This is a genomic window from Mesorhizobium sp. B3-1-8 (assembly GCF_006439495.1).
Taxonomy (GTDB): domain Bacteria; phylum Pseudomonadota; class Alphaproteobacteria; order Rhizobiales; family Rhizobiaceae; genus Mesorhizobium.
In genome coordinates this window covers 89,663-110,877 of record NZ_VFTK01000022.1, presented here as the reverse complement: position 1 = coordinate 110,877, position 21,215 = coordinate 89,663, and the positions used below count along the sequence as shown (strand labels likewise).

Here is a 21,215-nt window from a genome sequence, read left to right as displayed (position 1 = left end):
ACCGCGATGGGCCTCGTGGAAACAAGCCAAAGCCAAGGCACACCGCCGCCCTCGACCGATCCGCTGACGCTCGGCGAGATCGTCGGGAATGGCCTTTGCATCGGCTGTGGCCTCTGCCGGTCGATCGCCGTTCCCGGCGACGTCGAGATGGTGATGACGCCGGAAGGGCGCGAGCGGCCCGTGGCGTTGCGGGAATTGGACAAGTCGACATTGACGAAGATCAACGCCGTGTGTCCGGGAACGCGCATCGCCGGTCCGCCACCAGCGCAGATGAATGACGCCGCGTTAGCGGACACGGTCTGGGGATCGGTCGAACGGCTTGTGCTCGGCTCCGCTGGAAATCCCACAGTGCGGTTTATTGGCTCCGGCGGCGGGGCGCTGACGGCGCTCGGACAGTTCCTGCTCAGTTCGGGACGGGTCAAGTTCGTGCTGCATGTCGCGGCCTCGCGTTCCATGCCGATGCGCACGGAACGCAAGCTGAGCTTCGACGCCGCTTCCGTGCTCGAAGGCGCCGGCTCGCGCTATGGGCCGGCGGCGACCCTGGTGGATTTCAACGCCATTCTCGACCGCGGCGAGCCTTTCGCGCTGATCGCCAAGCCGTGCGACATCACCGCCGTGCGCAATCTGGCGCGGCTCGATCCGCGCGTCGACGAGCATATGCGCTATGCGCTCGCCTTCGTCTGCGGCGGCGCCTCGGAGCTGACCAAGTCGGAACAGGTGCTGCAGCGTTTTGGCCTCGGCGAGGAGGAGCTTGCTCTCTTCCGCCACCGGGGCCATGGCAATCCCGGACTCAACCGCATCGAAACTCGCGACGGCCGCGCCTTCGAGATCAGCTACCGGCAGCTCTGGGAAGACGAGGACAAATGGATGATCCAGCCGCGCTGCAAGATCTGCCCCGACGCGATCGGCCAGGTGGCGGATATCGCGGTATCGGATTCCTGGCTGAATGGCGGACCGGCCGTCGAGGATGAGCCGCTCAACGGCATCATCGTGCGCACCAAGCGCGGGCGGGAGCTGTTCGACGCGGCTGTCGAGGCCGGCGCGGTGCAGATCAAGCGGGAGAGCGGGATCGCCGAGATCAGCGAGTTGCAGTCGCATCAGGTGCGCAAACGCCGCGCGGTCTGGGCGCGGCTGAAGGGCATGGAGATAGCCGGCAAGCCGGTGCCTTTCGTCACCGGTCTCGCCTTGCGCGAATGCGCGTCACAGAATTCAGCGGCCGAGAATCTGGCCGAGGGACGTGGCGCCCGCGATCGAGCCCGGCGCGGCCGCCTGGGCGAGCCGCCTGCGGTGCCGCGTGAAACAGTTTCAAAGGATGGGCAACCATGAGCGAGCAGACCGAGGTGATCGTCATCGGCGGCGGCATGGCCGGCGCCGGTGCTGCCTATGAGATTTCGCGCACTTCGAAAGTTGTGCTGCTCGAGCGCGAGAGCCATTGCGGCTACCACACCACGGGACGTTCGGCCGCAAGCTTCACCGAGAACTATGGCAATGGCGTCATCCGCCGCATCGTGCTGGCAAGCCGGGCGTTTCTCACCGAGCCGCCGACAGGTTTTTGCGATTATCCGCTGCTCAGCAAGCGCGGCATGATCACCGTGGCGCGGGCCGACCAACTCGACCTGCTGCGCGAGGATCTGGAGGCGGCGCAGGCGCTGGTGCCATCGATCGTGGCGATGACGCCGGCCGAAGCGATCGCGCGCGTGCCGGCGCTTCGCGAGGACTATCTCGCCGGCGCCTATATCGAACCGCATTCGATGGACATCGACGTCAACGGCCTGCACCAGGGGTTCTTGCGCGGCGCGCGGGCGCGCGGCGCCCGCATCGTCACCAAGGCCGGCGTGATAGCCATCGGCAGGCAGGGCGGGCAATGGCGGGTCGAGACGGAAGCGGGAACATTCCTTGCGCCGTTGATCGTCAATGCGGCCGGCGCCTGGGGCGACGAGATCGCGGCGATGGCCGGAGTGCGTCCGGTCGGCCTGCAGCCGAAGCGTCGCACCGCCTTCAACATTCCAGCGCCGGTCGGTCTCGACATTAGCGACTGGCCGCTGGTCAACGATGTCGGCGCGGAGTTCTATTTCAAGCCGGATGCCGGGCAGCTCTTCGTCTCGCCCGCCGATGCGACAGCGTCGGCGCCGATGGACGCCTTTGCGGAAGACATCGATGTCGCGATCGGCGCCGAGCGTCTCGAACGGGCAACGACGATTGAGGTGCAACGCGTTTCGCGCTCCTGGGCGGGTTTGAGGACGTTCGTCGCCGACGGCTCGCCGGTGGTCGGTCCGGACGACGAGTTGCCGGATTTCGTCTGGCTGGTCGGGCAGGGCGGCTACGGCATCAAGACCTCGCCGGCGTTGTCGCGCGTCTGCGCCAGCCTGATCGCCGGCGGCGGGCTGCCCGACGATGTCGCGAGGCAAGGCGTTTCGCTTGCGGAACTCACGCCGCATCGGCTGCGCGGTGCTCAATCTCGGCTGGCCGCCTCATGAGCAGCGCCGCATTGACGGCCGGCGGCAGGCTGGCCGGGCGTCTCCTGGAGACACTCGCGCAAGCCACCACCGATGCGCCGGGGATCACGCGCGTCGCTTACGGGCCGGGCGAACGCTTCGCCCACGATCTCGTGCGCAGCGAGGGGGATAAACTCGGCGCCGTCGCGCGCGTCGATGCCGCCGGCAATCTCTATTTGACGCTGAAAGGCCGTGACCCTGACCTGTCGGCGATCGTCATCGGCTCGCATCTCGACAGCGTGGCGCATGGCGGCAATTTCGATGGCGCCGCCGGCGTCGTGGCGGGGCTCGCGGTAATGGCCGAATTGGTCGGGCAAAATATCCGCTTGGCGCGCGATCTCATCATGCTGGCGATTCGCGCCGAGGAAGCGGTCTGGTTTCCGCTCTCCTATCCCGGCAGCCAGGCGGCGCTTGGCCTGCTCGATCCGCAGGCGCTCGAAGCCAGGCGTTCCGATAGCGGCCGCACGCTGGCCGACCACATGCGCGAGGAAGGTTTCGATCCAGACGCCGTGCGACGCGGCGTGCCGGGCATCGATGCAGGCCGGATCGCTGCCTTCGTCGAGGTGCATATCGAGCAGGGACCGCGCCTGGTCGCCGCCGGAGCGCCGGTCGGCATCGTTACGGGGATCGCCGGCGGCTTCCGCTATGTCGACGCGAAATGCCTTGGCGCCTATGCCCATTCCGGCGCCGAGCCGCGCTTTGCCCGCCATGACAGCGTGCTCGGCTTTGCCGACCTGATTGCGGGCCTTGAGGCAGAGTGGGACGCGCTCGAACGCGATGGCCACGAGGCGACGATCACCTTTGGCCGCGTGCAGTCCGATCCGACACAGCATGGCGGCAGCCGGGTGCTGGGCGAGCTTGGCTTCACGCTGGATGTCCGCAGCGCCGAGCCGGCCGTTCTGGAGTGGGTCGAAAATCGGCTTCAGACCATTTTCGCCAAGGTGGGCGCCACGCGCGGCGTGACCTTCGAGCCCGGGCCGCGCTTCACCTGGGAACCGGCGACCATGTCGCCGGACCTGATCGGCAGGCTCGACCGTGCTGCCACCGAACTGCAAATGCGCGCCCCGCATGTGCCGAGCGGGGCCGGGCACGATGCGGCCACCTTCGCCGGCGCCGGCATTCCGACCGCGATGCTCTTCGTGCGCAACGAGAATGGCAGCCATAATCCGCATGAAAGCATGGAGATCGCGGACCTCGATCAGGCGATCCGGCTGCTCCTGCGTTTCGTCACCGATTTCGACAACTTACCGGACCAGCCATGAACCTCGCCAAGACCGCCTTGCTCGTCATCGACCTGCAGAATGAATACCGTCGCGGCGCGGCCTGGCCGGTCGTCGGCTACGACGCCGTGCTCGCCAACGCTGCCGCCCTGATCGAGGCCGCCCGCAAGGCGGGCGTGCCCGTCATCCATGCGCAGGCCTGGGTCAAGCCGGAAGAGCGTGAAGGCTATGAGCGGCAGGAAGAGATACTGGCCGAGGAATTCCGCTCGGCGGTCGCAGGCAGCGACGGCGCCGCGATCTGCGCCGAGGTAGCGGTGCAGCCGGGCGACATCGTCATCCACAAGCACTGGCCGAGCGCCTTTCGCCGCACCGAGCTTTCGCAGCGGCTCGCCGTGCTCGGCATCGAAAACCTCGTCGTCGCCGGCGTGCTGACCGACAGCTGCGTGACCGAAAGCGTGTTCGATGCGGTTTACCAGGGCTTTCGCGTGTGGCTGGTGATGGAAGCCTGCGGCAGCATGACGGAGGCGATGCACCGCACCGGCATGCTCGACATGGCGAACCGGCTCTATGGCGGCGGTATATTGCATCTGCCCGAAGCCCTGAAGGCGCTGGCCGGCCAGTCCTTCGATGGCTGGCGCTGCACGCGGCCGGTGGAGTTCGCCTACACGCTGGAGAGCGTCGACCGGATTTACGAGGCGCTGTGATCGGCGCCGCAGCCGCACGCGCCTCTGACGACCGTCCTTGAAGCCGAGGGCTTGAGAACCGCCCCCGGCAGCGCTCCGGTCGCCCTGCCGCCGCGCCAGACCGATACGCCGTTGACGAAGACATGTTCGATGCCGGCGGCGGGTCGGCGCGGCTCCTCGAAAGTGGCGCTGTCGATGATCGTCTCGGGATCGAAGATGACGAGGTCGGCGAAATTGCCTTCCGCCAGAATGCCGCGCTCTTGGATGCCGAATTCACGCGCGGGCAGGCCGGTCATTCGGAATACGGCCTCCTCCAGACTGAACAGTCCGATGTCACGCGCGTAGTGCCCGAGCACGCGCGGAAAGGTGCCCCACAGACGCGGATGCGGGTGGATGTCGTGCGGCAGGCCGTCGGAGCCGATCATGGTGCGCGGATGCGCGATGATGTTGCGGACGTCGTCCTCGTCGAGCTGGAAATAGACAGCACCCGCCGGCAGCAGACGCTCACCGGCCTCGCGCTCGGTGCAGTTCCATTCCCGGGCTATGTCGGCGATCTCGCGCCTGGCCATCTCCGGATGCGGATCGGACCAGGTGACGAGGATCTTCAAGCCGGTGTCGCAGCGCTCCAGCCGGAGCACGGTCGAGCTCGCGGCATAGGGGTAGACGTCCATGCCTATGTCCATCGTCTCGCGCGCCTTGTCGATTCTTTCCAGCGAGGGCCGGCTCTTGCCGAAATTGGCGCGGCCGGTGCACTGGTGGTGCGAGATGAACAGCTTGCCGCCAGCATGATCGGCAATGTCGATCGCTTCCTCGATCGCCTCGTCCATCGTCTCGAAGTAGTTGCGCGTATGAGTGACATAGGGACCGCCCAGGCCTGCCGCCGTGGCGGCTAAGGCCTTGACCTCCTCGGTCGAGGAGTTGACGGCGGGCGGATAGTCGAGCCCGGTGCTGAGGCCGAAGGCGCCCTCGACCATCGCCGCGGCGACCGCTTCCTGCATCGCCACCGTTTCCGCTTCATTGGCCGGCCGATCGGTCACCGGCATGCAGCGCTGGCGCAAGGTCGTGTGGCCGACGAGCAGGGCGGCATTGGTGGCGATGCCGCGACGCTTCAGCTCCGCGACATAGTCGGTGAAGCGGTCGAAACGGAAGTTCTCGCGGCCGCCGACCAGCGTGAAGGGTGGCGGCGGCGTTTTGTCGAGCAGCAGCGGCGCCAAGCTGACGCCGCAATTGCCGGCGATCACCGTCGTCACGCCCTGGCTGATCTTCGGGTCCATGCCGCGCGGTGCCAGCAGCGCACCGTCGTCATGGGTGTGCACGTCGATGAAGCCGGGTGCGACCACCTTGCCCTTTGCATCGATTTCCTCGATGCCCTGCGCATCGTCCAGCCGGCCGATGGCGGCGATCCGGCCCATCGTGGCGGCGATGTCTGCCTCGAAGCGGTCAGAACCGTCTCCGGAAATCAGCGTTGCGCGGCGGATGAGGAGATCATAGGGCATTGGGCGGCTTTCCTAGCTTTCCGGGTTGGCGGCGATCTCCTCGCGGCGGCGCGCGACATAGGCGTCGAGCTCTTCGCGGATCGCGGGGTCCATCACCGGCTCCTCGTAGTCGTGCAGGGCCTGCTGCCAGAGCTCGGTCGCCCGCTCCAGCGCATCCTTGCCGCCCGCTTCTTGCCACGCGCCATGGTTCTGCCAATTGGAAAGCATCGGCTGGTAGAAGGCAGTGGTGTAGCGCGACATGGTGTGCTCGGCGCCAAAGAAATGGCCGCCGGCCGGCACCGACTTGATCGCCTCGAAGCCGAGATCGTCCTCCTGGAACGGCAATGGCCGCAGGAACTCCATCATGTTCTGCAGGATCTCGACGTCGAGCACGAGTTTCTCGTAGGACGCCGTCAGCCCGCCCTCCAGCCAGCCGGCCGCGTGATAGATCAGGTTGGCGCCGCCGAGAACCGCGCCCCAGGTTGCCATCTCGGTCTCATAGGCCGCCTGCAGGTCGACCACGTTGGAGGCGTTCGCGTTGGAGGTGCGGTAGGGCAGGTTGTAGCGCCGCGCGAGTTGTCCGGCGATGATGTTGGCCTTGGCGTTCTCCGGCGTGCCGAAAGCCGGCGCGCCCGACTTCATGTCGACATTGGAGGTGAAGGCGCCATACATCACCGGCGTGCCGGGATTGACGAGCTGCGTCAGCACGACGCCGAACAGCGCTTCGGCGTTCTGCTGGCAGAGTGCTGCGGCCAACGTCACCGGCGTCATCGCGCCCATCAGCGTGAAGGGCGTGACGGTCACCGGCTGGCCGTGCTCAGCCATGGCGATCAGGCCTTCGGCCATCGCGTCGTCGAACAGCCGAGGCGAGTTGATCGAAATAATGGTGGTCACGCCGGGCGAAGTCCGCATCTCCTCGACGCTGATGCCGCGGGCGATCGCCATCATGTTGATGCCGTCCATTGCCCTGGCGCGGCCGATCGCGGTGCAGTGGAAGGAGAGGTCGCTGAGCGTCAGATTGGCGTGGTAAGTGTCGAGGTGACGCGCATTGGCCGGCAGTTCCATCGGCGCCACCACCTGGTTGCCGATGATGTGGATGGCGTTGAAGTGGTGCGCCAGCCGGATAAAGTTCTGGTAGTCGGGAAGATTGCCCTGGCGGCGGCCATTGATGCGGTCATGCACGTTGGGCGGGACGGCGACCAGCCCGAAAACCAACGAATTGTCGCCGAGATGGACCTGCTTTTCCGGGTTGCGGCTGGTCAGCGTGAAGGACGACGGCACGTTGCGCAGGGCCTCGGTCACCAGGCTTTCATCGATCCTGATGGTCTTTTCCTCGCGATCGACGATGGCGCCGGCAGCGGCGAACAGGTCCATCACCTTCTCGCTCATGACGCGGATGCCGAGCTCCGACAGGATGCGCATCGAGGTCTTGTGCAGCTGTTCCATGCGCTCTTCGTCGAGAAGCTGCATGGGCGGGTAGGGGTTTTTCACGCTCTGCCAAGGCAGTTGCGCGATGCCACCACCGCCGCGCCCGAGTTTCGATCGGCGACCGCCGCCACGCCTGTCCTGTGACATAAGTTTGTTCCCTTCCGGCTTCAGTACCCGCGTTCCGGATTGACCACGTTTTCCAGCGGCTGGCCTTTGCGGTAGCGCGCCAGATTGTCGGCGAACATGCGCACCGATTTGATGTCCCAGCCGTCATAGACCGCCGCGCAATGCGGCGTGACGGCGACGTTCTCGTAAGCCCAGAGCGGATGCCCGGCCGGCAGCGGCTCGGTGGCGAAGACATCGAGCGCCGCGCCCTTGATCCGCCCGCTGTCGAGCGCGTTGAGCAGTGCGGCTTCCTCGACGACGCCGCCGCGCGAAATGTCGATCAGCACGGCGGACGGCTTCATGGCGGCAAAGGCGGCCTTGCCAAGCAAGCCGCGCGTTGTGGGCAGCAATGGCACGCAGCAGACGATGAAATCGGCGCGGCCGATCAATGTCAGCAGCGCATCGGGGCCATGCACCTCGTCGAGCGCGGGCATCGGCTTCGGCCGCGCGCGGATGCCGAGCGTGCGCATACCCATCGCCTGCGCGCGGCGCGCGACGGCCTTGCCGGTCTTGCCGAGACCGAGGATGAGGACGGTCTTGCCCTCGATCGGCTCGACGCGGCCGCCGCCCCATTGGCGGGCCTGCTGCCGGCCCTCGAAACCGCGAAGGTCGAGCGAGAAGGACAGCATTGCGCCGAGCGCATATTCGGCCAGCATGCCGGCCGCGACGCCGGCTGAATTCGTGACCGTCACGTGCGCAGGATCCCAACGCCCGAGATGGTCGGTGCCGGAGCCGCCGATCGACACCCATTTCACCGTCGGGCTCTCGACGAGCGCCTGGCGCGGATAGCGCGGCGTGCCGTCGAAACGGATCGAATAGACCACTTCCGCGGCGGTCCGCTCGATCAGCGCGGGAAGGCCGGCATAAGTGTCGCAGGCATGGATATCGAGGTCCGGATGCGTTTCGGCAAGCACGGCAAGCGCGCCGGCCGGCTTGTCGGTGTGCAGGATGACGGTTGGGCGCGCCGACATCGCGACCTCACTTGCGGCCGATATGGTCGGCGGCGCTGCCGAGGGCGGCAAGCAGCGCCTGGCCGTTTTCCAGCGTCGCATTCTCATGCGGCGCGCGCAGGTTCAGCCAGCGCCGGTCGCCGGACTTGACCGCAAGCACCGCCTTCATCGCCGGGATCAGCCCGGCATCCTGGATCACCTTCCGAAACGTCTTGATGGCGGCATCCGCTTCGGCGACGTCCTCGCCCATCCGGGCCGCGTCATAGAGGCGGCGGATGGCGGCGGCGTTCAGATTGACGGTCGCCGAAATACAGCCTGCCGCGCCGCTCGCCAGACCCTTGGTGAGCTGCGCCTCGGAACTCGGAAAGACCGAAATACCGGGCGCGGCGGCGATAACGGCGGCCGTGTTGTTCCAGTCGCCGGCGCTGTCCTTGTAGGCGACCACAGTGTCCGGAAATGCCTTGCTCAGCCTTGCCGTCAGGGCCGGGCTGACCGGCACGCCCGAGTTCTGCGGGATGTGATAGAGGATCACGCGCATCGAAGGTTTTGCCACCTTCTCGATCAGCTCGCTGTAGTAACGCGCCTGACCGTTGTCGCCGGCGCCGGTGTAGAAGAAGGAAGGCAGCACCATGACCGCGGCGCAGCCGAGGCCAACGGCATGGGCCGATAATTCGACCGTTTCCGGCAGCGCGGTGACGCCGGTGCCGGGCATCAGCCGGTCCGGCGCGATGCCGGCCTCGACCAGCCATTCCAGCGCCTGCATGCGCTCGCGCAGGGAGACAGACAGCGCTTCGCCCGTCGTGCCGAAGGGCGAGAGGAAATGCGCGCCCTGGCCGAGCACCCATTTGGCGTGGGATATCCAGAGATCGCGCGCGATGCGGCCGTCGTCTTCGAACGGCGTCAGGATCGGGGCGATGGTTCCTTGCGGGCGGGTCATGAATGTCCTCTATGCTGGTCTGTGTGGCCGGCCATCGCCGCGACGGCGCGGGCGAAGTAGGCCGAGGCGGTGATGTCGAAGAGTATGTCGAAACCTGCCGGCGAACGGAATGTCACGGCCTCGATATGGCCGACGCGCGTCTGTGCGATATCGTCTGCACCGAATTTTTGGGGTCTCAGGTCCAGCGCGCAAAGCCCGCTCATCGCTTCGGCAAGGCGAGGACCGGAAAGGCGCATCCACGCCCAGCCTTCCTCGCGCCATGACGAATAGCCTTTCGGCGCCACCGCAGCATGCCAGGTGTTTTTGACGTGGGCGAGAGTCTCGCCGGCGTTCTCGGCGAGAAGCAGGATGTCCTCGTTGCCGAGGCGCAGGACCCGCATGCCGCGGTGGTCGCCGATGCGATTGACGGCCGGGAGCGGAATCCCTTGCGCGGCGAGCCAGGCGGCGCTGCCACCGCCTTTCAGGCCGAAGCGCGTCTTGTCTGTAAGATCGCTCAGCGCGGCCGCGCCGGAAATCAGCTTCGTGCCGTCGGCCGCGCCGCCGGGCATGAAGGGGTAGACGCGTGTCGCGGTGCCGGCGGCCATCTAGATCTCCTGCCGCGCGTTGGTCGGGTCGAAGAAGGTGTGAGCGACGACCGGGGCCTCGACCAGCTCGCCATTGCGGCACTTCACCGTCACGCGACTGCCTTCCGCCTGGTCGTCGACATGGACATAGGCGAGCGCGATATGATCCTCAAGCGACGGCGAGTATCCGACCGATGTGATCTGGCCGACAGGGGCGCCGCCGCGCAGCACCAGGCAGCTCTCGCCGGGAATGTTGCGACTGCCGGCGGGGAATTGCAGGCCGACCAGCTTGCGGGTCTGCCCGAGCCTTGCGCGCATCTCGATGGAGCGCTTGCCGACGAAGAACGGTTTCTTCTTCGAGATCGCCCAGCCGAAGCCCAGCTCGTCGGGCGTGGTGATCGCATCCGTGTCCTGGCCGATCAGGATATGGCCTTTCTCCAGGCGCAATATGCGCGACGCTTCCAGTCCGTAGGGACGCAGGCCATGTGGTCTTCCCGCCGCCGTCACCGCGTCCCAAAGGCTGGGCGCCAGGCTCGAAGGGCAATGCAATTCGTAGCTTAGCTCGCCCGTGAAGCCGATGCGCATGACCCGCACCGGGATGCCGCCGACGATGCCTTCGCGGCCGCTGAGATAGGGGAAGGCGCCGCGGCTGAAATCGATGTCGCTGTCCAGCGCCTCAAGCACCAGGCGCGCCTTGGGTCCGGTGACGTTGAGGCCGGAAAACGCGCCGGTCAGGTTGAGCACGTCGACCTTCAGCCGCCATTCGGCATTCCAGAACAGCATGTCGGCATAGACGCGCGCCACCGCGCCGGTGGTGGCCGTCACATAGAACTGGTCCTCAGCCATCCGGTAGGCGACGCCGTCATCGATCACCGAGCCCATCTCGTTGAGCATCAGGCAGTAGCGGACGCGGCCGGTGGGCTGGTTGGCATGCGCCATCGTGTAGAGGCGGTCGAGAAATTCACCGGCGTCCGGCCCACGGATCTCCAGCTTGCCGAGCGTCGAGACGTCGAGCAGGCCGACGCCTTCGCGCACGGCGAGGATTTCCTCGCGGACCGCTTCCTCAGCACCGCCTGCGTCACCATAGTAATAAGGCCGCCACCATGCGCCGACCGGTTTCATCGCAGCCTTCAGCGCGACGTGCCGCGCATGCAGCGCGGTGCGGCGCTCCAGCACCTCGTGGTGGCCGGCGAGCACGCCGAGCGTTTCCGGCCCGACCGGAGGACGCGCCGTGGTGATGCCGATCTCGCCGACAGTCCTACCGGTTGCCTCGGCGACGATACGGGCCGTCGCCAGGGCCGAATGACGTCCCTGGCTCGGGCCCATGCCGACGGTGGTGAAGCGCTTGACCAGCTCGATCTCGCGATAGCCGTCCTTGGTCGCGTTCTGCAGGTCCTTGACCTGGAGGTCCTCGTCAAAATCGACGAAGTCGCGTCCCTTGGGATCGGCGGCGATCGGCTGCACATAGCGCGGCCGAACGCTCTTCGGCGTGACCGGAGGTTCTACCGCAACTACATGGCCGATCCGCGAAAGCGCGGTTGCAGCTGCATGCCGGCCGCTGGCGATGGCGTCCTGCAACTCGTCCGTTCCGGCAACGGCGCCGGCGAGTTGGACGGGACCTTCCGGGAGCGTGATCGTCATCGTTTGCGTGCCGGCATCATAGCCGACCTTGCCGCCGGCCTGACACGGCAATTGCCATGCCGGCGCCTGGCCGGTCGAAACAGCCAGCAGGTCGCAGGCGATCCAGCTTCCGCCGACACGGACGCGGGCAAGATGGCGGTTTCCGGCCATGCCTTCCGCCGCCTCGACGGTTGCGCCTTTCCGGATGGCGACACCCTTGCCGCGGAGTTCGGCCTCCAGCGGGCCGGCATCGCCGACCGGTCTCGGATCGACGAGCTCGACGACCGATACGCCTGCGTCCAGCAGATCGAGCGCCGTCCGGTAGCCGTCTTCATTCGCGGCCAGCACCACGGCGCTGTGACCGGGCCGCACGCCATAGTACCGGATCAGCCGCTGGGCAGCGCCGCCGAGCATGATCCCCGGCAGGTCGTTGTTGCGGAAGACGGCCGGCTGCTCGATGGCGCCGGTCGCCAGGATCACCTCGCGGGCACGCGTGCGATGAAGCCGATTGCCCTCGATCAGCGGCAGCCAGTTGTCTTCGTACCAGCCATTGCAGACGGTGCCGGTCAGCACCTTGAGATTGGGCAGCGCCTCTAGCCGCGATGACAGGCCGGAGAGGATGGCTGGATCGCAGCGGCCGCAGCTCAGCGAGCCGCCGATCTCGGGATTCTCGTCGCACAGCACAACGTCGGCTCCTGCCTCCGCTGCGGCAATCGCGGCGCTCAGTCCCGCCGGGCCGGCGCCGACGACGAGAACGTCGCAATGCAGGTGCGTCTTGTCGAAATGCCGAAGTGGAGCCTTGGTGTCGACCACGCCTAGGCCTGCCTTGCGGCGGATGATCGGCTCCCAGAATTTCAGCCAGCTGTCGCGGCGCGGACCCATGAAGGTGCGGTAGTAGAAGCCGACCGGCAGGAAGCGGCCGAACCTGTCGATCACGGCGTCGCGGTCGCGTTCGAGCGAGCCGTTGACGTTCTGAGCGCTGACCCGCAGCCCTTCGCTGATCGGCGTGCGCTCGGCGGCGGCGTTCGGCTCCGACGGCAGTTGCACCAGCGCGTTGGCGTCGGCTCCGGTCATCGACAGGATGCCGCGCGGGCGGTGATATTTGAACGAGCGCGACAGTACCCATTGACCGGAGGCGGCGAGCGCGCTGGCGATGCTGTCGCCTTCGTAGCCCTCGAAGGGCTTGCCCTCGAAGGTGAAGCGGATGCGGCGGCTTCGATCGATCCGGCTTCCGAAAGGGGCGGGCAGCCGGTTCATGCGCGGTCCCGCTGCTCGGAAGCGTCAAAGGTGCGGATGATCTCGTTGCTGACGAGATCGCGCTCGGCCAGGAAGAAATAGTTGCTCGGCACGTGCCGCCACCACTCGACCACGATGCCTTTGCGGTTTTCGGCGCGGAACAGGTGCCGCGACCATTCCCTGTCTGCGGTGTCGTTCGGATCCGGCCTCGCGCGCACCGGTCCGAAGGACTGGAACTCGTCGATGTTGCGCGGGCCATTCATCGGGCAGGTCAAAAGCTTCATCGTCAATGGCTCGCCGCGGTCGCGCCCATTTCATTGAGCAGCCTGAAGGTCTCGAACCGCTCCAATGCAAATGGTTTCAGGATATCGGGCACACGGCCTTCGGCGATGGTCTGGGCAATGCGCTTTCCAGCGACCGGCGTCGCCTTGAAGCCCCATGTGCCCCAGCCGCAGTCGAGCCACAGATTGGCGAGCGGGCTCGCGCCCATGATCGGGCTGTAGTCCGGCGTCATGTCGGTGATGCCGGCCCATTGCCTGAGCAGGCGCACGCCTTGCAGGAAAGGAAACAGGTGGACGGCGCCTTCGGCGAGGTGCTCCTTCATGTCGAGTGTCGAGCGCGTCGAATAGAGCTGGTAGGGATCGGAGCCGCCGCCGATGACGACCTCGCCGCGCGACGACTGCACGAGATAGGTGTGCAGCGACACCGACGAGACCAGCGTGTGCAGCCAGGGCTTCAACGGTTGCGTCACCATCGCCTGCAGCGGATAGCAGCGGATGGGAAGCTCGACGCCGGCCATCAGGGCCACGTCGTAGTTCATGCCGCCGGTGGCGACCAGCACCTGGCCGCAGGCGACGCGGCCCCTGTTCGTCTTGACCGCCTGGACCCGGTCGCCGACGACCTCGAAGCCCAGCACCTCGGTGCGTTGGTGGATCTCGACGCCGCGCCGCGACGCCTGGGCGGCGTAGCCCCAGGCGACGGGGTCGTGGCGCGCCGTTCCGCCGTCGGCATGCCAGAGCCCGCCGAGGATTTCGAGCGGGCCGCCATAGTCCATATTCAGCAGCGGGCAGAGTTCCTCGACGCCCTTCTGGTCGACGACCTCGGTGCGCGTGCCCATATGCTTGCCCATTTCGGCGCGCATGTGGAAACTGCGCATCGTCGCCTCGCTATGCGCAAGCGTGAGTTGGCCGCGCTGCGAGAACATGACGTTGAAGTCCAGTTCTTGCGACAGGCGCTCGAACAGTTCGACGCCCTCCTTGTAGAAGGCGATGCCTTCAGGCGTGATGTAGTTGGAGCGGATGGTGGTGGTGTTGCGCGCCGTGTTGCCGCCGGCGAGGTAGCCTTTCTCCAGCACCGCAACACTCTTTATGCCGTGATATTTGGCAAGATGATGCGCGCAGGACAGTCCATGCCCGCCGCCGCCGATGATGACGACGTCGTAGGCCGGCTTCAGCTCGGGCGTGGCGGGGATGTCGCCGCTGACCGGATAGTCCCTGCTGAGACCGTATTTCAGAAGCCTGAGGGGCATTGCACGGCTCAGCTCAAAGTCTTGGGAGGATCGTAGAGCAGCGCCGAGAGATCGGAGAAGCGGCTGTCGCGGTCGTCGAGGGAGAGCACCGCGTCGCGGATCGCCGCGGCGCGGTCGGTTCCGAGCACTGGTGCGGCGAACTCCATGTATTTGGCCTCGACGTCCAGCACCGTCATCGGCGCCTCAGGGCCGCCGCGCGCATGCACGTCGCCCGACGCCAGCACGCGTCCGTCCGTGGTCGAGATGACGACGTCCGCCCAGCGGCCGGCCGGGAAGCGGGCGCTGTGGCGCTCGGATTCGGTCACCGCGATGCGGGTGAGCATGTCGGCGACCGCGGCGTCGGCGAGCCCGGCGCCGGAAATATGCTCCAGTCCGATGCGCCCATGGATGATGAAGGTAGCGACGGCGAAGCGCAGGCTGTATTGCGCCTTCGAGGTGGTGTCCGGCATGCCGTCGAACAGCGTCGCCGCATAATGGAAGCTGTTGACCTGGACGCGGGCGATGTCGGACGGAGCGAGATTGTGCGCCAGGCAGAGCCCGCGCACCGCGTCGATCGCCGCATGCGCCCAGCGGCAGATCGGGTAGGGTTTTACATATTGGTGCAGCACCTGCCAGAAGACGCCGAGATCCTGCCAATGCGTCGCGACGTCCGGTGCCTCTACCGTGATCGCCGGCGCGCCGGTGAAGCCGCGTTCGGCGAGCACCGCCGCCGAAAGGCCGATGAGGGCGCCGGGACCGGAGCCGTCATGCAGCATCGTCGGCGTGGCGATCTCGCGCATCATCTGGCTGCGCGGGCCGTGATACTCGGCAATGCCGAGCGCCTCGCGCAATTGCGTTTCGTCGAGCCGCCGCAGGCGTGCCGCGACGGCGGCCACGCCCAAGGCATTCCACGCGCCCGAGGTATGGTAGTCGCTCACCGTCGCATGCAAGGCGATGCCGGCCCGGCCGGCGACTTCGTAGCCGACGACCAGGGACGCCAGCGCCTTCGGCCCGGTAAGGTCGGGCCTCGTCTCCGCGAGCGCGGCAAGCGCCGGCACGACCGCGACGCCGATATGGCCCTTGGTCGGGCTGTAGCCGTCGTGGCCGTCGAGATTATCGGTCTGCGTGGCGACGGCGTAGGCCGCGCCGGCGATGCTGGCGCGGCGTCCGTCGAACAGCATGCGGGCCGAGTATTGCGGATCGCTTGAGCCATAGAGCAGCATGGCGGCGTCGCGCGCGATCCGGCCCGCGTCCATCGGCCCGGCCGCGATGGCGATGCCGAGTGTGTCGAGCAGGAGGTAGCGCGCCTGTGCCAGCACCGGTAGGGGAAAGACGGAAGCGGGGCGCCGCAGCACGAAATCGGCGAGGCGCGTGAACGTATCGGAACTGACGACAGGCCCCTCACGCCGGTATGACGGCACAGCCACGCGCTTATCTCCCCTGTCTCTCCACAACATCAATAAATTGGGTTCATCGCGCAAGCACGCGATTAGTTTGGCGGCTTTGACCAAAAATATTGATGCCATGTCGCTTGTCTGCGATTGAATGGCCGGTTGCCCATGCGATAGCTATGGCGATCGTGGAGCAGGAGACCCGGATGAAGCCGCCGCCCCCGTTGAATTATATCCGCTCGTTCGAGAGTTCGGCCCGCCATTTGAGCTTCACCACGGCGGCCAAGGAACTGGGCTATACGCAAGCGGCGGTCAGCACGCATGTGCGTGCGCTCGAACACTATATCGGCCGGCAGCTGTTCATTCGCTATCCGCGCAGCCTGAAGCTGACCGAGATGGGGGAGGCGTTCCTGCCGACCTTGCGCCAGGCGCTTGACCAGATCGACCAGGCGACCGAGGCGATCGTCGCGTCCTCGCGCAACCGCACGGTGGTCGTTTCCTGCCCGATGAGCCTTGCCGAGAACTGGCTGGCCGGCTGCATGGCCGCCTTCCGCAAGAAGCACCCCGAGATCGAGATCGTGCTGCACGGCACGATCTGGGAAGACTTGAGCGAGCAGATCGCCGACATCACCATCTCGACGCGGCGCTTCGACGACAGGCCGCCTTCGGCAATCCCGCTCTGGAACGACGAACTGGTTCTGCTTTGCGCTCCAGCCGTGCTCGAGGGCGAGCATGCGCTGAAGACGCCGCAGGATATGCTCAAGGTGGACTGGATCTTCGTGCATGGCCGCCAGGAATATTGGCAGGTGGTGACCGATGCGCTCGGCGTCGACCTGGAAGACCACGACAAGGGCCTGTCGACCAATGCTTCCAACATCGCGCTCGAGCTTGCCGCCATGGGGGCCGGCCTCGTCGCCACGCAGCGCTCGCTCGCGCATGCCTATATGCGCCGAGGGCTGCTCGTCGAGCCGTTTCCGGTCCGGCCGCCAAGCCCCTGGAATTACTATCTGACCGAGAGCCAGCTTTCCAAGGGAAACATCGCGCGCACGGTCAAGGAATGGATCCTGTCCAGGGCCAGGGAAGACGCTGCCTGAACGCGGCAGCGTCATCGCCTTCAAAAATTTGACGGGCCAATGGCATTGTTTTTTTAGGCCTTTAAGGCCGGCTTTCTGCGGTTTGTGAAAGGCCGAGCCCTTCCGGGATTTTTGCATCGCCCCTAACATGCGTATCCGCAAGGGGAATGTAACGGGCGGAAAAGCCCTGAACCGGAGAACAACGATGACAATGTTCAAGAGCAACGGTGACCGCGTCCCGACGGTCATCGAAAGCTACGCAGCCGAAGTCAAAAGCGGCCGGATGGACCGCCGCGAATTCCTGGCCATGGCAAGCGTGATGGGCGCTTCCACGGCGCTCGCCTACTCCATGGCGGGGATCGAGCCGGCCAAGGCCGCCGCGATCGTGCCCGGCAAGAAGGGCGGCATCCTGAAGATGCAGATGATCATCAAGGACATGAAGGATCCTCGCGCCTGGGACTGGTCGGAAATCGCCAATGTCATGCGCCAGTGCAACGACTACATGATCCGCTACACCACCGATTTCACCTTCGAGGGCCATCTGGTCGAGAGTTGGGAGGTGAGCGACGACGCCACCGAATACACGCTGCATCTGCGCAAGGGCGTGAAATGGTCGAATGGCGACGACTTCAACGCCGACGACATCGTCCATAATATCGAACGCTGGTGCGATAAGGCGGCCGAGGGCAATTCGATGGCCGGCCGCATGGGCTCGCTGATCGATCCCGCCACCAAGAAGGCCGCCGCCGGCGCCATCACCAAGCTCGACGACCACACGGTGAAGCTGAAATGCAACCAGTCGGACGTCACCATCATCCCGGGCTTCTCCGATTATCCGGCGGTCATCGTCCATCGCGACTTCGACAAGAACGGCGCCGACATGCTCAAGACGCCCGGCACCGGCCCGTATGAACTGATCTCCTACAAGGTCGGCGAGTCGGCTTCGGTGCGGCGGCGCAAGGACTTCACCTGGTTCGGCGGTGAGCCCTATCTCGATGGCGTCGACTGGACCGACTACGGCTCGGATGCGTCCAACCCCGCCATCGGCAGCGCCTTCGAGGCGGGCGAGATCGATTGCAACTACCAGACCGTCGGCGGCACCGTCGACCTCTATGACAGCATGGGTCTGGTCAAGGAGCAGGTGGTCACCGCCGGCACGATCGTGCTGCGCACCAACGTGACCAACAAGCCCTACGACGACAAGCGGGTGCGGAACGCCATCCAACTCGCGGTCGACAACGAGACGGTGCTGAAGCTCGGCTACAGCGGCCTCGGCCAAGTCGCCGAAAACCATCATGTCTGTCCGATCCATCCGGAGTATTACGCGCTGCCGAAAGTCCCGCGCGACCTCGCCAAGGCAAAGGCGCTGATGGCCGAGGCCGGCCAGACAGACCACGAGTTCGAGCTCATTTCCTATGACGCCGACTATGTGAAAGATCCGGCCGACGTCGTCGCCGCGCAGATGCGCGACGCCGGATTCAAGGTCAAGCGCACCATCATTCCGGGCTCTTCGTTCTGGAACGACTGGACGAAATATCCGTGGTCGACCACCGACTGGGGCATGCGGCCGCTGGGCGTGCAGGTGCTGGCGATCGCCTATCGCAGCGGCGAGGCGTGGAACGAGTCCGGCTACGCCAATCCGGACTTCGACAAGAAGCTTAACGAGGCGATGGCCATCGCCGACCCCGAGAAGCGCAAGGAACTGATGAAGGACGTCGAGTTCATCCTGCAGGACTCAGGCATCCTCGTCCAGGCGTTCTGGCGCTCGCTCTACCGTCACCACGCCGCTTATGTGAAGAACCTTGGCATGCATCAGACGTTTGAACTGCAGCTGGACAAGGTCTGGCTGGACAAGGCCTGAAGCGGTCAATCGCAACAAGTATCTCAGGGGCGTGTTGCGCCCCTGAATTCGCCGGCGACTGTGATTGCCCAGTCGGCTAAACCAACTCGCAGAGCGTTTCGAAAGAACGCGAGACAAGTCGCCGAACAAAGGGAAGAAACCTCGATATGCGTACTCATGCACAAGCCGTTGTCATTGGCGGCGGTCTGATCGGCTGCTCGATCCTCTATCATCTCGCCAAGTTCGGCTGGACGGATGTCATCCTCCTGGAGCGCAGCGAGCTGACTTCCGGTTCGACCTGGCACGCGGCGGCCAACATCCACGGCCTGCATGATTCCACCAACATCAGCCGCCTGCAGCATTACACGATGGCACTTTACAAGGAGCTGGAGGCCGAGACCGGCCAGGGCTGCGGCATCTTCCAGCCGGGCTCGCTTTATCTCGCCCAGACGGAAGCGCGCGAGCATCAGCTGAGGCTGCAGGAAGCCAAGGCGCGGCGCTACAAGATGAATTTCTACGAAGTCGGCCGCGACGAAGCCGAGCGGCTGCATCCGCTGGTCGATTTCGACGGCATTCGCTGCATCATGTATGAGCCGGAGGGCGGCAATGTCGATCCGTCGGGGGTGACGGCGGCCTATGCGGCGGGAGCCCGCCAGCGCGGCGCCGAGATCCATCGCTTCACACCGGTCACGGCGACCGAGGCGCAAGCGGACGGCAGCTGGATCGTGCGCACGCCGAAGGGCGACATCCGCACGCAATGGGTGGTCAACGCCGCCGGCCTGTGGGGCAGGGAGGTCGCCGCCATGGCCGGGCTGCAATTGCCGCTGATCCCGACCGAACACCAGTATTTCGTCACCGAGACCATTCCCGAGATCGCCGCGATGGGCCGGCGCCTGCCGTCGGTCGCCGATCGCGACGGCGAATATTACCTGCGCCAGGAAGGCCTGGGGCTGCTCATCGGCGCTTACGAGCGCAACATGAAATTCTGGGCAGAGGACGGCACGCCGATGGATTTCGGCCACGAGCTGTTTCCCGACGACCTCGACCGCATCGAGGAAAACATGATGCGCGCCGTCCAGCGTGTCCCGGCCGCCGCTACCGCCGGCGTCAAGAAGGTGATCAACGGCCCGATGATCTGGTCGCCGGACAGCGCGGTGCTGTTCGGGCCGGTGCCGGAGCTCAGCAACTATTTCTGCTGCAACGGCATCATTCCCGGCTTCTCGCAGTCGGGGGGCATGGGCAAGCTCGCGGCCGAATGGATGATCGAGGGCGAGCCGACGCTCGACATGTTCGGCTGGGACATGGCGCGCTTCGGCCATTGGGCCGGCAAGGCCTTCACCAAGGCCCGCGTGCAGGACCAGTACAGCCACCGTTTCAAGATCCATTTCCCGAACGAGGAGCGCGCCGCCGGCCGTCCGGTGCGGACCCGTCCGGTCTACGAGATGCAGAAGCAAATGGGCGCCGTGTTCGGCCTCAATTTCGGCTGGGAACATCCGCTGTGGTTCGCCTCGGAAGGCGAGCCGCGCGAGGAGACGATCGGCTTCACGCGCCAGAACTGGTGGGCGCCGGTCGGCCGCGAAGCCCGCATGCTGCGCGAGCATGCCGGCATCATCGACATCTCCAATTTCGCCAAATACGAGGTGAAGGGGCCGGACGCGGAAGCCTGGCTGAATGCGGTCTTCGCCAACCGCATGCCGGCCAAGGTCGGCAACTCCTGCCTGACGCCGCTGATCGGCAAGCGTGGCGGCATCGCCGGCGACTTCACCGTGACGAGGCTGGCGGACGACGAGTTCATGGTGATCGGCTCGGGCATGGCCGAGCGCTTCCACCAGCGCTTCTTCAAGTCCGTGCCGCTGCCGGCGGGCACGACCTTCCGCTCGCGCACGGAGGAGCTTGGCGGCTTCAACGTCGCCGGGCCGAAATCGCGCGAACTGCTGCAGCGGCTGACCAATGACGATCTGTCGAACGAGGCCTTCCCGTTCATGCGCTCGCGCCAGATTGCGGTCGCCGGCGTCGATGTCGTGGCGCTGAGGGTCTCCTTCACCGGCGATCTTGGCTGGGAGCTGCATTGCCAGGCAGCCGATCAGGTCGAGCTCTATCGCGCGTTGCTCAAGGCAGGCGCGGAAGTCGGCGCCGGACCGGTCGGCTCGCGGGCACTGATGTCGCTGCGCGTCGAGAAGGGCTACGGCAGCTGGAGCCGCGAATATTCGCCGGAATACTGGCCGCAGGAGGTCAAGCTCGACAGGCTGATCAAGACGGACAAGGAATTCCTCAACCGCGAAGCCTATCTCGCCGTCGCCGACAAGCCGGCGCGGGACGAACTGATCATGCTTTCCGTCTCGGCCAAGGACGCCGACGCCACCGGCGGCGAGCCGATCTTCCTGCCGGACGGCACGCCGATCGGCCAGGTGTCGTCCGGCGCCTATGGCTATTTCGTCGATCAGTCGCTGGCCATGGGCTACGTCAAGGCGGGAACCGCCAAGGCGGGCGACAAGGTGACCGTCGCAATCCTTGGCCGGCCGCATGACGCGGTGCTGCTCGCGCATCCGCCGTTCGACCCGGAAGGCAAACGGCTGCGGTCGTAGTGGCCGCTATTGCTTGAGAATTGGTCGGCGGCGACCGTGCCGCCGAC

At 65.9% G+C, this 21,215-nt stretch carries 16 protein-coding genes; 7 read left to right on the top strand and 9 right to left on the bottom strand.

The window, feature by feature from the left end:
* The first annotated feature begins 6 nt into the window (after positions 1-6).
* From FJ424_RS20845 to FJ424_RS20830, 4 genes are read left to right on the top strand one after another with little or no spacing between them, the layout of a single operon-like run.
* Positions 7-1,326, top strand: coding sequence for a Coenzyme F420 hydrogenase/dehydrogenase, beta subunit C-terminal domain (locus FJ424_RS20845; RefSeq protein WP_140652570.1), 1,320 nt, complete (start codon positions 7-9; stop codon positions 1,324-1,326).
* Complete coding sequence (locus FJ424_RS20840; protein ID WP_140652568.1) at positions 1,323-2,477, top strand: FAD-binding oxidoreductase; 1,155 nt, start codon at positions 1,323-1,325, stop codon at positions 2,475-2,477. The genes FJ424_RS20845 and FJ424_RS20840 overlap by 4 nt, the downstream gene beginning before the upstream one ends.
* A complete protein-coding gene (locus FJ424_RS20835) occupies positions 2,474-3,757 on the top strand; it encodes a Zn-dependent hydrolase (protein WP_140652566.1) in 1,284 nt (427 codons plus the stop codon). Before FJ424_RS20840 ends, FJ424_RS20835 begins: the two co-directional genes overlap by 4 nt.
* A complete protein-coding gene (locus FJ424_RS20830) occupies positions 3,754-4,419 on the top strand; it encodes an isochorismatase family cysteine hydrolase (RefSeq protein ID WP_140652564.1) in 666 nt (221 codons plus the stop codon). Before FJ424_RS20835 ends, FJ424_RS20830 begins: the two co-directional genes overlap by 4 nt.
* Here the strand turns inward: FJ424_RS20830 and FJ424_RS20825 are convergent.
* The 9 genes from FJ424_RS20825 to FJ424_RS20785 are packed head-to-tail and all read right to left on the bottom strand — an operon-like array spanning position 4,404 to position 15,706.
* The gene (locus tag FJ424_RS20825) at positions 4,404-5,894 is read right to left on the bottom strand and encodes a D-aminoacylase (protein ID WP_140652562.1); all 1,491 of its coding nucleotides are present in this window, start codon (positions 5,892-5,894) and stop codon (positions 4,404-4,406) included. The two genes, FJ424_RS20830 and FJ424_RS20825, sit on opposite strands and share 16 nt — an antisense overlap.
* 12 nt (positions 5,895-5,906) lie before the next feature.
* Positions 5,907-7,448 (bottom strand): trimethylamine methyltransferase family protein, encoded by a 1,542-nt coding sequence (locus tag FJ424_RS20820; protein ID WP_140652560.1) that lies wholly within the window; start codon positions 7,446-7,448, stop codon positions 5,907-5,909.
* A 20-nt stretch (positions 7,449-7,468) separates the two neighbouring features.
* Positions 7,469-8,437 carry a D-2-hydroxyacid dehydrogenase gene (locus tag FJ424_RS20815; protein ID WP_140652558.1) on the bottom strand — a complete coding sequence of 323 codons (969 nt, stop codon included), beginning with the start codon at positions 8,435-8,437 and terminating at the stop codon, positions 7,469-7,471.
* Between the two features lie 7 nt (positions 8,438-8,444).
* Positions 8,445-9,353 carry a dihydrodipicolinate synthase family protein gene (locus tag FJ424_RS20810; protein ID WP_140652556.1) on the bottom strand — a complete coding sequence of 303 codons (909 nt, stop codon included), beginning with the start codon at positions 9,351-9,353 and terminating at the stop codon, positions 8,445-8,447.
* Positions 9,350-9,937 carry a hypothetical protein gene (locus FJ424_RS20805; protein ID WP_140652554.1) on the bottom strand — a complete coding sequence of 196 codons (588 nt, stop codon included), beginning with the start codon at positions 9,935-9,937 and terminating at the stop codon, positions 9,350-9,352. The genes FJ424_RS20810 and FJ424_RS20805 overlap by 4 nt, the downstream gene beginning before the upstream one ends.
* On the bottom strand, positions 9,938-12,793 hold the full coding sequence (locus tag FJ424_RS20800) for a 2Fe-2S iron-sulfur cluster-binding protein (protein WP_140652552.1): 2,856 nt from the start codon (positions 12,791-12,793) through the stop codon (positions 9,938-9,940).
* On the bottom strand, positions 12,790-13,056 hold the full coding sequence (locus tag FJ424_RS20795) for a sarcosine oxidase subunit delta (protein WP_140652550.1): 267 nt from the start codon (positions 13,054-13,056) through the stop codon (positions 12,790-12,792). The genes FJ424_RS20800 and FJ424_RS20795 overlap by 4 nt, the downstream gene beginning before the upstream one ends.
* Before the next feature lie 2 nt (positions 13,057-13,058).
* Positions 13,059-14,300, bottom strand: coding sequence for an FAD-dependent oxidoreductase (locus tag FJ424_RS20790; protein ID WP_140652548.1), 1,242 nt, complete (start codon positions 14,298-14,300; stop codon positions 13,059-13,061).
* 8 nt (positions 14,301-14,308) lie between these two features.
* A complete protein-coding gene (locus FJ424_RS20785; RefSeq protein ID WP_246677314.1) occupies positions 14,309-15,706 on the bottom strand; it encodes an MmgE/PrpD family protein in 1,398 nt (465 codons plus the stop codon).
* Between the two features lie 170 nt (positions 15,707-15,876).
* Here FJ424_RS20785 and FJ424_RS20780 point away from each other — a divergent pair, with 170 nt between their 5' ends.
* The 3 genes from FJ424_RS20780 to FJ424_RS20770 all read left to right on the top strand — a co-directional run bounded on the left by FJ424_RS20780 (position 15,877) and on the right by FJ424_RS20770 (position 21,168).
* Positions 15,877-16,764, top strand: coding sequence for a LysR substrate-binding domain-containing protein (locus tag FJ424_RS20780; RefSeq protein ID WP_140652546.1), 888 nt, complete (start codon positions 15,877-15,879; stop codon positions 16,762-16,764).
* 184 nt (positions 16,765-16,948) lie between these two features.
* On the top strand, positions 16,949-18,604 hold the full coding sequence (locus FJ424_RS20775) for an ABC transporter substrate-binding protein (RefSeq protein WP_140652545.1): 1,656 nt from the start codon (positions 16,949-16,951) through the stop codon (positions 18,602-18,604).
* A gap of 146 nt (positions 18,605-18,750) precedes the next feature.
* The gene (locus FJ424_RS20770) at positions 18,751-21,168 is read left to right on the top strand and encodes an FAD-dependent oxidoreductase (protein ID WP_140652543.1); all 2,418 of its coding nucleotides are present in this window, start codon (positions 18,751-18,753) and stop codon (positions 21,166-21,168) included.
* The last annotated feature ends 47 nt before the right edge of the window (positions 21,169-21,215 follow it).

Excerpts from the sequence above, each read along its gene's own strand:
- FJ424_RS20775 (WP_140652545.1), top strand. The coding sequence starts at position 16,949 with ATGACAATGTTCAAGAGCAACGGTGACCGCGTCCCGACGGTCATCGAA.
- FJ424_RS20770 (WP_140652543.1), top strand. The coding sequence starts at position 18,751 with ATGCGTACTCATGCACAAGCCGTTGTCATTGGCGGCGGTCTGATCGGC.
- FJ424_RS20790 (WP_140652548.1), bottom strand. The coding sequence starts at position 14,300 with ATGCCCCTCAGGCTTCTGAAATACGGTCTCAGCAGGGACTATCCGGTC.
- FJ424_RS20780 (WP_140652546.1), top strand. The coding sequence starts at position 15,877 with ATGAAGCCGCCGCCCCCGTTGAATTATATCCGCTCGTTCGAGAGTTCG.
- FJ424_RS20805 (WP_140652554.1), bottom strand. The coding sequence starts at position 9,937 with ATGGCCGCCGGCACCGCGACACGCGTCTACCCCTTCATGCCCGGCGGC.
- FJ424_RS20845 (WP_140652570.1), top strand. The coding sequence starts at position 7 with ATGGGCCTCGTGGAAACAAGCCAAAGCCAAGGCACACCGCCGCCCTCG.
- FJ424_RS20800 (WP_140652552.1), bottom strand. The coding sequence starts at position 12,793 with ATGAACCGGCTGCCCGCCCCTTTCGGAAGCCGGATCGATCGAAGCCGC.
- FJ424_RS20820 (WP_140652560.1), bottom strand. The coding sequence starts at position 7,448 with ATGTCACAGGACAGGCGTGGCGGCGGTCGCCGATCGAAACTCGGGCGC.
- FJ424_RS20795 (WP_140652550.1), bottom strand. The coding sequence starts at position 13,056 with ATGAAGCTTTTGACCTGCCCGATGAATGGCCCGCGCAACATCGACGAG.
- FJ424_RS20810 (WP_140652556.1), bottom strand. The coding sequence starts at position 9,353 with ATGACCCGCCCGCAAGGAACCATCGCCCCGATCCTGACGCCGTTCGAA.
- FJ424_RS20835 (WP_140652566.1), top strand. The coding sequence starts at position 2,474 with ATGAGCAGCGCCGCATTGACGGCCGGCGGCAGGCTGGCCGGGCGTCTC.
- FJ424_RS20825 (WP_140652562.1), bottom strand. The coding sequence starts at position 5,894 with ATGCCCTATGATCTCCTCATCCGCCGCGCAACGCTGATTTCCGGAGAC.
- FJ424_RS20830 (WP_140652564.1), top strand. The coding sequence starts at position 3,754 with ATGAACCTCGCCAAGACCGCCTTGCTCGTCATCGACCTGCAGAATGAA.
- FJ424_RS20840 (WP_140652568.1), top strand. The coding sequence starts at position 1,323 with ATGAGCGAGCAGACCGAGGTGATCGTCATCGGCGGCGGCATGGCCGGC.
- FJ424_RS20815 (WP_140652558.1), bottom strand. The coding sequence starts at position 8,437 with ATGTCGGCGCGCCCAACCGTCATCCTGCACACCGACAAGCCGGCCGGC.